This is a genomic window from Luteibacter flocculans, assembly GCF_023612255.1.
In the GTDB taxonomy this organism is placed as follows: domain Bacteria; phylum Pseudomonadota; class Gammaproteobacteria; order Xanthomonadales; family Rhodanobacteraceae; genus Luteibacter; species Luteibacter flocculans.
Window position 1 is genome coordinate 3,952,498 of the sequence record NZ_CP063231.1, and the last position, 16,782, is coordinate 3,969,279.

Here is a 16,782-nt window from a genome sequence, read left to right on the forward strand (position 1 = left end):
GCGTTCCCCTCCACGCCAAGGATAGCCATTGGACATGCTTCCCCCGCAGGCACCGCCTGCGCACGTTTCCCACGCCAACCAGGCCGCGGTCGACATGCTCCGGCGCATGGGCGACACCCAGCAATGGCTCGCCGATCAGCAGGACGCGCTCTGGGAGTTGCCGGGCACGCTTGCCGGTCGCGATGCGTTTCTCGCCGGACTGGATACCTTCTGGGAAACCCCGGTCGAACACACCGCCGGCGAACCCGCTTCGTCCCGCCGCCAGGCCCTGGCCCGGCGTCTGGGGCAGGCCGCACGCGACGATGCCGCCCTTCGCCACAACGACGGCACGCTCTCCGCGGAGGCTGCGGCGATCGTCGCCCGCCTTCCGCGCCAGGACGGCTCCTTGCCCGACGGCCTGCGCGCGCGCGCGCTGCTCGTCGGCACCACGCCCTATGCCGGTGCGTTCGTGGTCGAGGATGATCGCCAGCCCGGCCAGGTGCTGCTCTTCCTGGCCGACAGCGGCTGGCGAGTCTTCGATTCGCTCGACATGCTCTACCGCGAGGTCGAGGAGCGCTTCCGCCGGCAGCTGACCGACAAGGGCGAACTGCCCGGTGTCGACGCGAACGTGATCGAGGCCCATCTCGACTCGTACTTCCTCGACTCCCGCCCGCTCACCGGCGAGGTCCTCGACACCTTGGCGCGTCGCCTCATCGCACGCCACCGCGAGCGTGCTGCCGCCGCGTACGACCGCGCCCTCACCGACAAGGATCTGCAGGATCCCCTGCAGGCGGCGATCAACCTGCACGAACTGCTCGACACCCACGCCATCGTGCGCCACCGCGACCTCGCCCTGGCTGGTCAGCGCGATCAGGAACGCCTGGCCAGACAGCCCGCCAAGGTCCGCGAACAGTGGCAGCAGGCCGCCACCGCCTACCGCGACAGTTGGCGACAGGCGGATGCGGTCGACGTGTTCGATGCGCCCGCCGACGTCCGCACCTTTGCCGAAGCCCAACTCAACGAGGCTCTGAAGAAACACGGCATCGATGCCCCGGCACACACCGTGTACGTGACCCATAAGCGCATCGCGGCGGAGAAGCCCATCGCGACCCTCTCTCAAGGCTTCCCTACCGAGAACCTCTCGCTGATCGAACTGGCCTTCCGCAACATCAGCTCCTTGAAGACCGATCGCTTGGCCGTCATCCATGCCGATGGCTCGCCGCGAGACGACATCGCCGCGGATATGCTGCGCGACATCGTCCGCGATCTGGACCTGCCCAACGCCTACGCGCGTCACCTGGACGAGACCCTGAGCAATAGCCCCGAGGGCCGTCGGCGGCGTGCCCTGGCCGCGGATACGCTCAAGGCGCGCATGCGCTTCGAGGCCGCCGATGCCCGCCTGTCCTACCTCGACCCCAGCGAGCCCCGCTCGTTCATGGACGATCGCCTGGAGCGTGGCTTCCAATGGGTCCAGGCCGTGGTCAACCACCCCAACCCGGCCCAACGCGCCAAGGTCGAGCGCCACGAGATCGTCGTCCATCAGCTCACCTACAAGGGCTCGGCCTTGACCGACGTCTTCATGATCTCCGCACGCCAGCGCAAAGCCGTGGCCCGGGTCGTGCTCTACACCCCCGGTGCGGCCGACGGCATCGCCTTCCGCGAATTCGACGATTGGGCCGACCTTACCCGGCGCTTCCTTCTCGATCGCCGCTTCGAAAACTATCTGCTCGAGCACCTGCCGGCCGAGTACAGCGAGTTCGACGACAGGGGCAAGCGTCGCGTCAAGAGGTTCAAGTTCAACGGCAGCCGCTCCCTCAACTGGATCCTGGGAGGATGCGGCGACTGCACCCAGTGGAGTGAGGATTTCCAGGAGCGCGAAGTGACCGGCTCCTTCCTCGATGCCGCCTACGACACCACCATCGCGCTGATCAAGCGCAACGCCTACGACGCCTCCCGTACGAGTGAGCAGGCCCAGTTCGATGCATGGATCTCGGCCGTTAGAAGCTCTCACATAGTGCTCAATCTAGGTATCGAGGTGGGCACCAGCATCGTCATGAGCGTCCCGAACACCGCCAACGCCGCCTGGCGTTTCTATGACCACGTCAAGGCCGGTGAATCGCCCGAAGCCTTCCTGGCCTTCACCGACGGCTACGTCAACGCCTTGAACGTCTTGCCGCTCGTCACCCAGGTGCCTGCCGCTTGCGGCCGTTATGTGCGCGCCGCATTCAACGGAAAGGTTCTTGTAGCGAGCGGGCGCGCGCTGCCCGCCGCCGACACCCTGTTCGAGAAACGCTTCATCGCCAAGGGCGTGACCGCACCCCCTGGCCCCGCGCCTGCGTCAGGCGTCTACACCATCGGCCACGATCGCTTCATCCACCACGCCGGCCGGTTCTATCAAGTGCGCTTCGATCCCAACATCGACGGCTGGCGGTTGACTTACAAAGGCACGCCGGATGCCAACTTCACCGGGCCCGCCATCAAACGCCTGGCCAACGGCAGTTGGCATTACCGGCGCGTCGGGCTGCTCGGCGGCATGGATAACGAACTGTCCTATCAGGCCACCGACATGGTCATGAACATGCGTCCGACCGCAGAGCTGAACCCGCAGATATCGAACATGCCTTTCAATCAACAGCATGCCCTTGCGGAGGAACTATTGCGCCGCACGACCCCTGCCGAGGCGAATACGATCTTCACCACCATGACTCGCTCGACGCCCGATGCCACGCTCACCACAGCGCAACTTCGTCTGTGGGACGAAGCCTTGGCGATCGCGTCGAGACAATCGCCTTCTGCCGCGAGCTCCAGCGCGCCCACCCGTCTTGCGGCAGCAGCTTCCCCAGCCCGTTCGGTGCAATACACGAAGCTGACCGATGCGCAGTGGCCTGACCACGTCTATGTGTATATGTCGAGCAGCGAGTTGGCATCCGCGTTCGCAAATGGCAGGCTTTATCTGAAACCGAAACGGCTTCCCTTTGGCAAGAGCGGCATTGCTGTGACGACGCTTCCGCCGGAAACGCCATGGCGCGCCATCCCCCACCGAGGACTCATCTCACCGCGCCCCTTGTCGTCACAACAACCCCACTCCCTCGGTAGCAGCGCTTCCGCGTGGTTCCGGATCGACACACGCGGATTGAGGTCGCTCCATCCCTTTCAAACGCTGTCTCGGGTGGATGGCACCGATCTTTTCGTCATGCCTCGGCCGGGTGGTCGTTGGCTCGACCTGGAAGGTTCCCACATTTTCACCCGAAATCCGGCCGGTCCCGGCACGAGCGGCCAGCCTCTTTTCGGCGTATTCGGCACGCCATAAGCCCGCAATTACCGTCGCGGGTGCCCGAAAGTGGACAAAGCAGTACCATCCACGCATGGATACTCAGAAAACCACCCACTTCGGCTTCCGCGACGTCCCGGCCGCCGATAAGCAAAAGCTTGTCGGCGAGGTCTTCACGTCGGTCGCGCGCAACTACGACCTCATGAACGACCTGATGTCGTTCGGCATCCACCGCCTGTGGAAACGCCATTTCGTCGCCGTGAGCGGCGTGAGGCGCGGTGACCGGGTGCTCGACCTGGCAGGTGGCACCGGAGACATCGCCGCGCTGTTGAAGCCGGTCGTGGGTGACGAGGGCGAAGTCGTGGTGGGCGACATCAACGCCGCAATGCTCGGCGTGGGTCGTGATCGCCTGACCGATCGCGGCATCGTTTCCGGGCTGCGATGGGCGCAGATGAATGCGGAAATGCTGCCGTTTCCGGACAACAGCTTCGACGCCGTGACGATTGCGTTCGGCCTTCGCAACGTCACCGACAAGGACAAGGCGCTGGCCGACATGCACCGCGTGTTGAAACCGGGTGGCCGCGTGCTGGTCCTGGAATTTTCGAAAGTGCGTCATCCGTTGCTGTCGAAGCTCTACAACGTACATTCGTTTCAGATCCTGCCGCGCCTTGGCCGTCTGTTCGCGAACGACGCCGACAGCTACCGGTATCTCGCCGAATCCATTTGCAAGCATCCCGATCAGGAGACCTTGAAGGGCATGATGCTGGCGGCAGGTTTCGGACACGTGGAAGTCCGCAACCTCACTCAAGGTATCGTCGCCATCCATCGCGGCTACAAGCTGTAACGACGGTTACCCCGACAACACATCGGCGGATCACTGACAGGTTGTCGTCTCCGCCCGCGGACATACAAGCCGTCTGCGCGCACCTAGCCTTGGCGTTCCCCTCCACGCCAAGGATAGCCATTGGACATGCTTCCCCCGCAGGCACCGCCTGCGCACGTTTCCCACGCCAACCAGGCCGCGGTCGACATGCTTCAGCGCATGGGCGACACCCAGCAATGGCTCGCCGATCAGCAGGACGCGCTCTGGGAGTTGCCGGGCACGCTTGCCGGTCGCGATGCGTTTCTCGCCGGACTGGATACCTTCTGGGAAACCCCGGTCGAACACACCGCCGGCGAACCCGCTTCGTCCCGCCGCCAGGCCCTGGCCCGGCGTCTGGGGCAGGCCGCACGCGACGATGCCGCCCTTCGCCACAACGACGGCACGCTCTCCGCGGAGGCTGCGGCGATCGTCGCCCGCCTTCCGCGCCAGGACGGCTCCTTGCCCGACGGCCTGCGCGCGCGCGCGCTGCTCGTCGGCACCACGCCCTATGCCGGTGCGTTCGTGGTCGAGGATGATCGCCAGCCCGGCCAGGTGCTGCTCTTCCTGGCCGACAGCGGCTGGCGAGTCTTCGATTCGCTCGACATGCTCTACCGCGAGGTCGAGGAGCGCTTCCGCCGGCAGCTGACCGACAAGGGCGAACTGCCCGGTGTCGACGCGAACGTGATCGAGGCCCATCTCGACTCGTACTTCCTCGACTCCCGCCCGCTCACCGGCGAGGTCCTCGACACCTTGGCGCGTCGCCTCATCGCACGCCACCGCGAGCGTGCTGCCGCCGCGTACGACCGCGCCCTCACCGACAAGGATCTGCAGGATCCCCTGCAGGCGGCGATCAACCTGCACGAACTGCTCGACACCCACGCCATCGTGCGCCACCGCGACCTCGCCCTGGCTGGTCAGCGCGATCAGGAACGCCTGGCCAGACAGCCCGCCAAGGTCCGCGAACAGTGGCAGCAGGCCGCCACCGCCTACCGCGACAGTTGGCGACAGGCGGATGCGGTCGACGTGTTCGATGCGCCCGCCGACGTCCGCACCTTTGCCGAAGCCCAACTCAACGAGGCTCTGAAGAAACACGGCATCGATGCCCCGGCACACACCGTGTACGTGACCCATAAGCGCATCGCGGCGGAGAAGCCCATCGCGACCCTCTCTCAAGGCTTCCCTACCGAGAACCTCTCGCTGATCGAACTGGCCTTCCGCAACATCAGCTCCTTGAAGACCGATCGCTTGGCCGTCATCCATGCCGATGGCTCGCCGCGAGACGACATCGCCGCGGATATGCTGCGCGACATCGTCCGCGATCTGGACCTGCCCAACGCCTACGCGCGTCACCTGGACGAGACCCTGAGCAATAGCCCCGAGGGCCGTCGGCGGCGTGCCCTGGCCGCGGATACGCTCAAGGCGCGCATGCGCTTCGAGGCCGCCGATGCCCGCCTGTCCTACCTCGACCCCAGCGAGCCCCGCTCGTTCATGGACGATCGCCTGGAGCGTGGCTTCCAATGGGTCCAGGCCGTGGTCAACCACCCCAACCCGGCCCAACGCGCCAAGGTCGAGCGCCACGAGATCGTCGTCCATCAGCTCACCTACAAGGGCTCGGCCTTGACCGACGTCTTCATGATCTCCGCACGCCAGCGCAAAGCCGTGGCCCGGGTCGTGCTCTACACCCCCGGTGCGGCCGACGGCATCGCCTTCCGCGAATTCGACGATTGGGCCGACCTTACCCGGCGCTTCCTTCTCGATCGCCGCTTCGAAAACTATCTGCTCGAGCACCTGCCGGCCGAGTACAGCGAGTTCGACGACAGGGGCAAGCGTCGCGTCAAGAGGTTCAAGTTCAACGGCAGCCGCTCCCTCAACTGGATCCTGGGAGGATGCGGCGACTGCACCCAGTGGAGTGAGGATTTCCAGGAGCGCGAAGTGACCGGCTCCTTCCTCGATGCCGCCTACGACACCACCATCGCGCTGATCAAGCGCAACGCCTACGACGCCTCCCGTACGAGTGAGCAGGCCCAGTTCGATGCATGGATCTCGGCCGTTAGAAGCTCTCACATAGTGCTCAATCTAGGTATCGAGGTGGGCACCAGCATCGTCATGAGCGTCCCGAACACCGCCAACGCCGCCTGGCGTTTCTATGACCACGTCAAGGCCGGTGAATCGCCCGAAGCCTTCCTGGCCTTCACCGACGGCTACGTCAACGCCTTGAACGTCTTGCCGCTCGTCACCCAGGTGCCTGCCGCTTGCGGCCGTTATGTGCGCGCCGCATTCAACGGAAAGGTTCTTGTAGCGAGCGGGCGCGCGCTGCCCGCCGCCGACACCCTGTTCGAGAAACGCTTCATCGCCAAGGGCGTGACCGCACCCCCTGGCCCCGCGCCTGCGTCAGGCGTCTACACCATCGGCCACGATCGCTTCATCCACCACGCCGGCCGGTTCTATCAAGTGCGCTTCGATCCCAACATCGACGGCTGGCGGTTGACTTACAAAGGCACGCCGGATGCCAACTTCACCGGGCCCGCCATCAAACGCCTGGCCAACGGCAGTTGGCATTACCGGCGCGTCGGGCTGCTCGGCGGCATGAACCATTTGTCGTCGGCTGAGGCCACCGAGTTGGCCAAGACCATTACCCATACTGAAACCATGAGCCCGGCCCTGGTGCCGATGACTCAATACCAGCGCAGCGTGGTCCTGGGAAGCCTGCAAAGCCAGCTGCCTTTCAATGACGCCTTGCGGGTTGCCCGCGCGATGAACGTGGAGCCCGCCATGTTGACTCCGGCGCAGGTTCGCGCCTGGGATATCGCTGTGGACGCGGGCCGAAGGGCTCCGCCGCTGAATCCCTCCCCGCTACCGCTACCGCCACCGCCCAGAGCGGGGACTTCGAGCGTGCGCCAAGGGAGCTCGAGTGGATCACAGGCCGCACCGAGCGCACGTCCGATCGGAGAGACGACCATGGTGGGACCAGCACCGTTTTTTGTGCAGGTCCCACCCCGTATCCCACGCGCGCAGTGGCCGAACGAGGCCTATGTTTACCTGTCGCCCGAGGAGCTCCAGACATCGCTCGGCACCACCACCGTTGCGCTTCCGCAAGCCCGCGTGGGAAATCACCTTGTCGGTGTCACCGCCTATACGCTCACGCCTGATATGCCTTTATCCATGCTACCGCCAGGCGTGATCGGTACCAGGAATCCAAATGCGTCGCTCGCCAGCAGTCATGGCGCCTGGGTACGCATCAACCTCCAGCAGGTCGCAAACCGCGCAAGCACGCCTGCCGGGCCCGTCATGGAACTTTTCAGCGTACCGGACAGCGGCGGCAATGCCTTTTTTCTTCGCCAGACCACGCCGGGTCACTCGCCATGGATGTACGACACACGGCTTGTGCTCCGCACCAACGAGCACGCCTGGGGTTATACGCAGTAGGCCGATATGGCTTGCGTCGCTGCGCGGCCTGTAAGGCCCGCCAGTCCTCGCCTTCCGGTTGGCGGGCGAGGACTGGCGCATACGGAGCGGGTGGGACGCACTGCGTCCACCACGACGGACCATCAGGCCACCCGATCTCCCTCGCCCGGAGGGAGACGGAACTTAGCGATCCCTGACAGTCGCGATCCACCGCCTACAAAATCCAGGATCGCTCACTGTAGGGGCTTCGTACAGCATTCTCAGCCTTCGACGCCACGATGTCCGGTTTACCACCGGCATAACCAAGGGCGAAGCCGAGCTAATTTCTGGAGTCTTTCCAGAGGTAGCTCATATGGACATGCTTCCGCCACAGGCGCCCCCCGCCCACGTTTCCCACGCCAACCAGGCCGCGATCGACATGCTCCAACGCATGCGCGACGCCCAGCAATGGCTAACCGATCAACAGGACGCGCTCTGGGACCTGCCCCGCACGGTGGCCGGTCGCGAGGCTTTTTTTAAGGGACTGGACACCTTCTGGGAAACCCCTGTCGAGCACGCCTCCGGCGAGCCTGCCCGGTCGCGCCGCCACGCCCTGGCTCGTTACCTGGGGCAAGTCGCGCGCGATGATGCCGCCCTGCGGAACAACGACGGCACGCTCTCCGACCAGGCCGCGGCGATCGTCGCCCGCCTTCCATACCAAGGCGGCGCTCTGCCCGACGGCCTTCGCGCCCGCGAGCTGCTCGTCGGCACCACACCCTATGCCGGCGCACTGGTGGTCGAGGACGACAAGCAGCCCGGGCTGGCACTGCTCTTCATGCCCGACAACGGCTGGCAGGTCTTCGAGTCGCTTGATGCGCTCTATCGCGACGCCGGACCGCTCGTCATCCCACGGATGGAACAGGACGAGCTGCCCGATACCAACGTGGCCGCGATCGAGACACAACTCGATATCGGCACCCGGAACGTCGGCGACGTCTCCGGAACTCAACGGGATGCTCAATCCACCACTGTTCTCGATGCCATCAAGGCCCGCATCGAGGCCTCCTTCCTCGACTCCCGCCCCATCACCGGCGAGGTCTTCGATACGTTGGCACGCCGCCTCATCGCGCGTCAGCGCGAGCGCGCCTCCACCGTGTATGACCTGGCACTCGACGACACGCATCTTCAGGACTCCCTGCCGGAGGCCATCAACCTGCACCAACTGCTCGACACACACGCCATCGTGCGCCATCGCGATCTTGCCCTGGCCGCCGTGCGCCATCAGGAGCGCCTGGACAAGCAGCCGATCAAGATCCGCAAGCATTGGCAGGATGCTGTCCTCGCCTTCAACGACAGTATCCAAGAAGCGAATGAGCTGAACGTCATCCCCCCCATCGCCACCTTTGCCGAAGCCGAACTCACCAAGGCGCTGAAGAAGCGTGGCATCGACATCCCGGCGCCGGCTCTCTACGTGGCCCATGCACGCCGCACGATAACGACCATGAAGACCTCCCTCAAGGGCATCCGCTTCCCCTCCGAGACGCTCTCGCTGATCGAACTGGCCTTCCGCAACATCAGCTCCCTGCCGACTGATGGCTTGACCGTCGTCCGTGCCGACGGAACCCCACGAGACGACATCTCCGCAGACGCGCTGCGCGAGATCGTTCGCGATCTGGACCTGCCCAACGCCTACGCGCAACATCTGGACGAAGCCCTGGGCAGCAGCCCCGAAGGCCTCCTGCAGCGGGCCCTGGCGTCGGATGTGCTCAAGGCGCGCATGCGCTTCGAGGCCGCCGATGCCCGCCTGTCCTACTTCGATGCGGACGAGCCCCGCTCGTTCATGGACGATCGTCTGGAACGCGGCTTCCAGTGGGTCCAGGCCGTGCTCGATCACCCCGACCCGGCCCAGCGTGCCAAGGTCGAGCGTCACGAAATCGTCGTCCATCAACTCACCTACAAGGGCTCGCCCCTGACCGGCGTCTTCATGATCGCCGCACGCCAGCGCAAGGCGGTGGCGCGTGTCGTGCTCTACACCCCCGATGCACCCGACGGCATCGCCTTCCGTGAGTTCGACGATTGGAACGACCTCAACCAGCGATTCATCCTCGATCGCCGCTTCGAAAGCTATCTGCTCGACCGCCTGCCGACCGAGTACACCGAGGTCGACGACCAGGGGAAGCGCCATTTCAAGACGGTCAAGCTCAACGGCCGTTCCGTCGATTGGGTACTCGGGACCGGAAACTGCCTGGAATGCACGCAGATACCCGAGAATTTCCAGGAGCGCGAGGTGACCGGCTCCTTTCTCGACGCCGCCTACGACACCACCATTGCCCTGGCCAAGCGCAACGCCCATCACATTTCTCGGACCAGTCTTCGGGCCCAGGTCGACGGCTGGTTCGACGTCGTTATCGGCTGGAACCTGCCTTTGAACGTCGCCCGCGAGGTGGTCGTCGGCACGATCCAGAGCATTCCCAACACCGCCAATGCGGCCTGGCGCTTCTACGACCACGTCAAGGCCGGTGAATCCATCGAAGCCCTCTCGGCCTTCGCCACGGCCTATGGCTCCGCCGTGCTCCTCGCACACCCCTTCCGCTCACCGCGCTCCATCGGCGGCTCCTACGTGCGCAATGCCTTCCAAGCCAAGGGTTTCGTCCATAGCGGTCGAACCCTGATGGCCCCCGATGCCGTGTTCGAGAAGCGCTTCATCGCCAAGGGCGTGAGTGCCCCTGCCGGCCCCGCGCCCGCCTCGGGCGTCTACACCATCGGCGTCGATCGCTTCATCCATCAGGGCGGCAAGTTCTATCAGGTGCGCTTCGATTCCAACATCAATGGCTGGCGGTTGACCTACAAAGGCACGCCGGATTCCACCTTCACCGGCCCGGCCATCGAACGCCTCCCCGGCGGGCAATGGTACTACCGACGCGTCGGATTGCTCGGCGGTATGGACAATGTCTCGATGGATCAGCTCACCACATTGAGCACGACCCTCCGCAATACCGCGACGCTCGCCCCTGAATTGCAGCCGCTATCGCAATACCAGCGAAGCGTGGTGCTGGGCAAACTGCTCGATCAATTGGGCTTCGATGACGCGCTGCAGGTCTCTCGCGCGATGAATGTGCAACCGGCTGCTGTGTATGCATCGCATCTTCATGCCTGGGACGTCGCTGTCGCTGCCGGCCGACAGGCGCCCTTGCAGAATCCGCGCCCAGTCACGCTGCAACCCTCCTCCGGGTCATCGAGTGCAAGCACCAGTAGCGCAAGCCAGGTCCCGGGCCCATCGCGCTCAGTGGGTTCGCCCATTGCCGGCACACAGACGCAGCTGTGGGAGACGATTGCGACGCGGTTTCACAACGCCCCTGTCCGTGGAAAGGGTTTTTATTGGCCAAAGACCGTCTACGTCTTTATGTCGCGGCGCGAACTCGCCGCAGCGTTCAAACCGCCGGGCCTCGTCATCCCGCAAGCCCAAGTGAACGGCCAGACCATGGGCGTACTCGCATTCAGGGTACCGAGGTCGTCGCACTACCTGCAGGCTCCTTACGAGGTCAGCCGACAGCCTTCGGTAGCGCAGCTGGGCATCAATACCGAGGCATGGGTACGGATCAGGCTCGATCCGCTTGGCGCCCGAGTGAGGCAAGGTGGAGGAACACCCCCACAGCTTCTCTTGGTGCCGAGATCGAACAACAACACCTTCGTCCTGCGCCAACAGCCGCTAGATGGCACAACGTCAGCCGGCGCCGCCGCCAGCGCGGACATGACCTTGCTCCCTGGCGAGTTCACATGGGGGTACACCGACCTGATGTCGACGTCTGCCCCACCGACCAGTGGCGTATCACTGCCCCGATAGGACTGACCCGCGGTCGTTGCGCTCCGGCGCAACGACTCGCTCCGACCCTCTCCGCCTTCACCCCACGAGCGGCTGGTCCAACCACTGCCGGCCCGCATCGTATTCCCAACGGTAGCTCATATGGACATGCTTCCCCCGCAGGCGCCCCCTGCCATCACGCAAGGAACGAACCAGGAGTCGATCGACGCCGTATCTCGGCTGGTCGACACACATGCATGGCTGCTCGATCAGCAGACCGCTGTTCCCGTCACTCCGGAATTGCGCAGCGCTGACGCGTTGGCGACTTACTTAACCACCTTGGACGCTTTCTGGGCGGCATCGGTGGCGAACGCCGATGGCGGTCCCGATGTGCCGCGATCGGCTGCTCTGGCGTCACGATTGGCTTCGCTCATGCGGGACGAGGCCGTATTGCGTGTCGCCGATGGCACGCTGACACCCGAGGCCGGCGAACTTGCCCTGCGTTTTGCGCGTTCGCGTGGCGGCTCGCTGCCTCCCGGTCTGCACGCCGCGGAGTTGCTGCTCGACGGCGCTCCGGACATCGGTGCGGTCGTCGTTACTGATGAACGCATGCAGGACCTCGCACTGCTGTTCACGCCGGCGCGCGGGTGGGATGCCTTCGGCTCGCTCGCCGAGCTCCACGAGGAAACCGAGTATCGGGTCAATCTCGACATCGCACAGGGTACGCCTCCCCCGGTCGTCCCGGTCGAAGACCGCCACGTGTTCGACGACATCCTGCGAGTGGATTCTCGCGAAATCGTTGGCGATCCGTTCGACGCCATGACGGCTCGTCTCCTCGAAGTACAACAGGAACGCCTGCGCAACCTCGTGGCCGATGTCGAAGAGGGCATTGTCGATGCCGGCGGCGACGGCCAACATGCACTGACCATCCCCCAACTGAGCGAATGGCTCGATACCGCCTCGCTGCTCCGAACACGCAATGCGCGACTTGCCGCGACCCTTCTCGAAGAGCGGATGGCGTCCGTACCCGTGCATGTGCAGAACGAATGGCTGGACGCCGTAGAGAAGCATCAGGCCGAGTTGGAGAACAGCCAGGGGTTCGATGAGGATGGGGCGTCCAATCTCGTGACATTGCGCGATTTCGCGCATCGGGCTGTGAAAGCGAGCCTTGCCATAATGGGGCTGTCCCTCGACCCGGACGATGTGACCATATCTGCATACAAATGGCCGAAGGACGCGTTCTACGTCGAGCAGGACCTGACGAAAGCGACACCTCTGGAAACCGTCTCTCTGACTGATCTGGCCCTCAAGAACATCAGCATCCTGGACAGTCGATTTCTGGTGGCGACCGGCCCGAACGGGCAGAACCTGTCGCGACCGCTCACGCACGGCGCCATCATGCACCTGGTTCGCGATCTCGACATAGCGCTGAAGTACCACGATTACCTGCTCGCAACCCTAAAAACCTCGTCCCGAGGCCAGCTCATCCGCGCACGCTCCGTCGAACTGCAGCGCGCACGCATGCGTCTCGACCTTGCCGAGGCCCACGTATCTCAGCATCTACCGGACGAGTCCGATCAATTCCTGCCGGATCGTCTGAACCGGGGCTATAGCTGGGTGAAGGCCATCGTCGATTCGCCTTCGCCGCAACTGCGTGCGCAGGTGGAGCGACACACGATCGTTGCCAGTCAAATCACCTACAACGGCGCCGTGGTGAATGACGTGCTGATGATAAGCGCGGAGCAGGAGCTTGCCGTGCCCAACGTGGTGTTCTACACGCCTGACGCCCCCGACGGCCTTGCGTTTCGCGAGTTTCGCTCGCGCGCGGAGGCCAATGCCGCGTTCTCCAACTCCTCGGCCTTCGACGAATATCTTCTGGATCGACTGCCTAACGATGCCGCGGTCGTGGAGGCGGGCCGGCGAGGCCGCAAGTTCGCGCGAAGCGCCGCTAGCGAACGGTTCCGCTGGGTATTTGCACAGCCGTCGGACTCGCCGTCACGGCCTCGCAGGGCGTATCTGTTCGGCGAAAGGGCGATCGAAGGAAATGTGTTCGAGGCGCAATACGATGCCGCCCTGTCGGTCATGACGCGGAATATCCAACCCTTTGCGCGCACGAGTTCCGCGGCGCTCGCCGACGAGTTTCCCGACATTGACGTGGAACGCGTTCAAAGACGGTTCTCCGCATTCATAGGAAGACCGTTCAATGCCGCCTGGCGAGGCTATGACAGGATCAAAGAGGGCGACTACTCAGAAGGCTTCCTCGAATTCACCGAAGCCTACGTCGCCGCGCTCGACTACGTTCCTATTCCCGCACTCAAGTCATTGCCCGCACTCAATTCATTGTCCGCACTCAAGTCACTTCCCGCGCTCAAGTCATTGAAGGGCCCCGCGATCATGGTGCGCACCGCGAACCAGTCACGGAACGTGAGCGCGACCGGCAAGCGGCTTCGCGATGCGGATACGGTATTCCCCGCCGCCTATCGTTCGACGGCCGATGCATCGAAGGCGCACTCGGTGGAACGCGGCATCCATTACATCGATGGGAAGCCCTATATCCAACAGAATCGCGAGATGTACGCTGCGCGCTTCGATAGCGCCAACGGGACGTGGCGAATTATGCGGCCTGGTGCCCCGATCACTGCGTATGCCATCCCTGTCGTCAGGGATTCGAGCGGTATCTGGCGCTTCAACCGCAACGTGGGTCTGCTCGGTGGGAGCCCATCCGCCCGGCCGCCGGACCTATCCGCGATCCTGCGCAAGACCACGCGGCACGATCCCACCACGCGCGGCATGACGGGCCAGCAACTCGCGACCATGGAGCGGCAACTGATCCAGAAGACAGGCAGTTACGAGGGGGCGCAGGCGCTGGCCCTGCGGCGCTCGCAGCTGCTTCCGATGCGCGAAAGCGAAAGCGGATACTGGAAAGCCGCCAGCGACGCTGCCCGGACCACCACCACGGCCCGACCGGCCGCATCGCGTTCGATGCAAGCGGCTCTGCCTGGACGCCTCCCTGGCCGCACCCACGACCTCATCCCGGTCGATCGCTCCCTTTGGCCCGCGACGGTTCGCCACTTCACACGAGCGGATTCCCTCGCCAGCATCCGGACGGACTATTTCCTGAATCAATCGCTCAGGCGTCGCAACTATCCTGCCGGCGTCTACGTGACCACGATGGACCCCGCGACCGCCACCCGGGAGCAGATTGCCCGCGCCATATCGGGCCACAACCGGTGGCGGAGAGGCGGCAATTTTCAGAAGAAAATGGACACCTGGCTGGAACTCGACACCAGCAAATTGCCCCCAGGAACCACGATCTACAGAGTCTCCAACACAGCCGAGGGTACTTATGTGGTTCGGCCGCCGACGCTGACATCGGGTGCGCACGCTGCGAAGACCGGCGGACCTGTGCTACCCGCCCTTAATGTCCGTGGTGCGATTACCTCCACAAGACAGTGGAGCAGCAGGCCGGCACTCGATTAGGGACTCGTGAGGGAGCTTGGAGGGCGGCACGGCGATGGCATACTGGGCCTTTCTCAACCCGGATGATCCCCTGCGATGCGTCTGCTTCCCGTGTTTGCCCTCACCATGGCGTTCCCCGTCGTGGCCTTCGCCGCCGATCCCCACTCCTATGCTCAGCCGGAGGCGGTCCGCGTCACTCACCTGGACCTCGACCTCAAACTGGACTTCGGCAAGCGCGAACTGGCAGGCAACGCCACCCTCAAGCTCGACTGGAAGGATTCGCACGCAAAAGATCTTGTGCTCGACACACGCGATCTGAAGATCGCACGCGTGGAGTCGCTCGACACCTCGGGCAAGGCGTCTCCGCTGAAGTTCGCACTGGCGCCGCGCGACAAGGAACTGGGCTCCAAACTGACCATTGAAGCCCCTGCGCATCCGGCCAGCGTACGCATTACCTACGCCACCGTGCCGGAAGCCTCCGGACTGCAATGGCTCACGCCGGAGCAGACGGCGGACAAGAAGCAACCCTTCATGTTCTCGCAGTCCGAATCGATCCATGCGCGTTCGTGGGTGCCGCTGCAGGATTCCCCCGCCATTCGCTTCACCTACGATGCGCACGTCAGCGCGCCGAAGGACGTACGCGTCGTGATGAGCGCCATCAACGATGCGAAGCATCCGCTCAATGGCGACTTCACCTTCGACCAACCCCATCCGATTCCGTCCTACCTTCTGGCGATCGCTGCCGGCGATCTGGCGGTGAAGGAAACCGGCCCGCGCAGCGCGGTGTATGCCGAACCGAGCGTCGTCGGCAAGGCGGCCCACGAGTTCGAGGACACCGAGAAGCTGATCGCCACGACCGAGCAGCTTTATGGCCCGTACGCCTGGGGTCGCTACGACATCCTGGTGTTGCCGCCCTCGTTCCCGTTCGGCGGCATGGAAAACCCGAACATGACTTTTGCGACGCCGACCGTGTTGGTGGGCGACAAGAGTCTTGTGTCGCTGGTGTCGCACGAGCTGGCGCATTCCTGGTCGGGTAATCTCGTGACCAGCGCGGCATGGCGCGACATCTGGTTGAACGAGGGCTTTACCACCTACGTGCAGGGCCGCATCACGGAAGCGGTCTACGGCAAGCCGCTCGCCGACGAGGAAGCGCTGCTTTCGGCGCGCGAACTGCAGAAGACCATCGGCGATATGCCCGCCAATTCGCAAAAACTCACGCCCGATCCGCGTGGTGTCAGCGCGGACGATGCGTTGTCCGCCGTGGCATACGACAAGGGCTCCTGGTTTCTGCGTACGCTCGAGCAGCGCTTCGGTCGCGAGAACTTCGACGCCTATCTGAAAGGCTACTTCGCGCACTTCGCCTTTCAGAGCATCGACACCGACACGATGTTCGCGTACCTGAAGGCCAATCTGCTCGACAAGTATCCGGGCAAGATGAGCGAGGCCGAGGCGCGCGCGTGGATCTGGCAGCCCGGCATCCCGAAGGACGCGCCGCTGCCGTCTTCGCCACGCTTCGATAGCATCGATCACCAGCGCGACGACTTCCTTGCCGGCAAGCTCTCCGCCGACAAGCTGGATGCCAAGACCTGGAACACCCAGGAATGGATGTACTTCCTCGATCGCCTGCCGGACGTCACGCCGCTGGCAAAGATCAAGGAGATCGATACGGCCTGGCATCTCACCGGCACCCCGAACGCTGAGATCGGCATGCGCTGGTACGCCCATGCGATCGCAGCGGGCGACAAGGATGTCTGGACGGCTGCTGCCGAACACATGACGCGGATTGGTCGCCTGTATCTGACGACCCCCGTCTATCGCGCGTTCGCCCGCACGCCTGAAGGCCTGGCTTTCGCCAAGGCGACCTACGCCAAGGCGAAGAGCGGTTACCACCCCATGACTCAGCAGGCCGTGGAACGCATCCTCGCCGGCACGCCCAAGAAGAAATAACGCAGTCTGCGGCAACGCCGCCGCGAAAGAACGCTTGCATCCCACCGCGACGCCCCGCATCTTGCGGGGCGTCCTTCC

Annotated in this window: 6 protein-coding genes; all 6 read left to right on the forward strand. The window is 64.1% G+C overall.

Annotated features, from left to right (window positions below; genetic code table 11):
- Positions 1-34 precede the first annotated feature (34 nt).
- The 6 genes from IM816_RS17165 (at position 35) to IM816_RS17190 (ending at position 16,704) form a co-directional block, all read left to right on the forward strand.
- The gene (locus tag IM816_RS17165; protein ID WP_250339018.1) at positions 35-3,289 is read left to right on the forward strand and encodes a dermonecrotic toxin domain-containing protein; all 3,255 of its coding nucleotides are present in this window, start codon (positions 35-37) and stop codon (positions 3,287-3,289) included.
- A gap of 55 nt (positions 3,290-3,344) precedes the next feature.
- Positions 3,345-4,094: a bifunctional demethylmenaquinone methyltransferase/2-methoxy-6-polyprenyl-1,4-benzoquinol methylase UbiE gene (gene ubiE, locus IM816_RS17170; RefSeq protein WP_072324098.1), complete on the forward strand. Its 750-nt coding sequence runs from the start codon at positions 3,345-3,347 to the stop codon at positions 4,092-4,094.
- Between the two features lie 126 nt (positions 4,095-4,220).
- Positions 4,221-7,538 (forward strand): dermonecrotic toxin domain-containing protein, encoded by a 3,318-nt coding sequence (locus IM816_RS17175; protein ID WP_250339019.1) that lies wholly within the window; start codon positions 4,221-4,223, stop codon positions 7,536-7,538.
- A 331-nt stretch (positions 7,539-7,869) separates the two neighbouring features.
- On the forward strand, positions 7,870-11,340 hold the full coding sequence (locus IM816_RS17180) for a dermonecrotic toxin domain-containing protein (protein WP_250339020.1): 3,471 nt from the start codon (positions 7,870-7,872) through the stop codon (positions 11,338-11,340).
- 120 nt (positions 11,341-11,460) lie between these two features.
- Positions 11,461-14,778 (forward strand): dermonecrotic toxin domain-containing protein, encoded by a 3,318-nt coding sequence (locus tag IM816_RS17185; RefSeq protein ID WP_250339021.1) that lies wholly within the window; start codon positions 11,461-11,463, stop codon positions 14,776-14,778.
- Positions 14,779-14,853: 75 nt separating this feature from the next.
- Positions 14,854-16,704: a M1 family metallopeptidase gene (locus IM816_RS17190; protein WP_250339022.1), complete on the forward strand. Its 1,851-nt coding sequence runs from the start codon at positions 14,854-14,856 to the stop codon at positions 16,702-16,704.
- Positions 16,705-16,782: the final 78 nt, after the last annotated feature.

Bases quoted from the DNA above. Each gene is read 5' to 3' on its own strand.
- IM816_RS17190 (WP_250339022.1), top strand. From the start codon at position 14,854: ATGCGTCTGCTTCCCGTGTTTGCCCTCACCATGGCGTTCCCCGTCGTG.
- ubiE (WP_072324098.1), top strand. From the start codon at position 3,345: ATGGATACTCAGAAAACCACCCACTTCGGCTTCCGCGACGTCCCGGCC.
- IM816_RS17180 (WP_250339020.1), top strand. From the start codon at position 7,870: ATGGACATGCTTCCGCCACAGGCGCCCCCCGCCCACGTTTCCCACGCC.
- IM816_RS17175 (WP_250339019.1), top strand. From the start codon at position 4,221: ATGCTTCCCCCGCAGGCACCGCCTGCGCACGTTTCCCACGCCAACCAG.
- IM816_RS17185 (WP_250339021.1), top strand. From the start codon at position 11,461: ATGGACATGCTTCCCCCGCAGGCGCCCCCTGCCATCACGCAAGGAACG.
- IM816_RS17165 (WP_250339018.1), top strand. From the start codon at position 35: ATGCTTCCCCCGCAGGCACCGCCTGCGCACGTTTCCCACGCCAACCAG.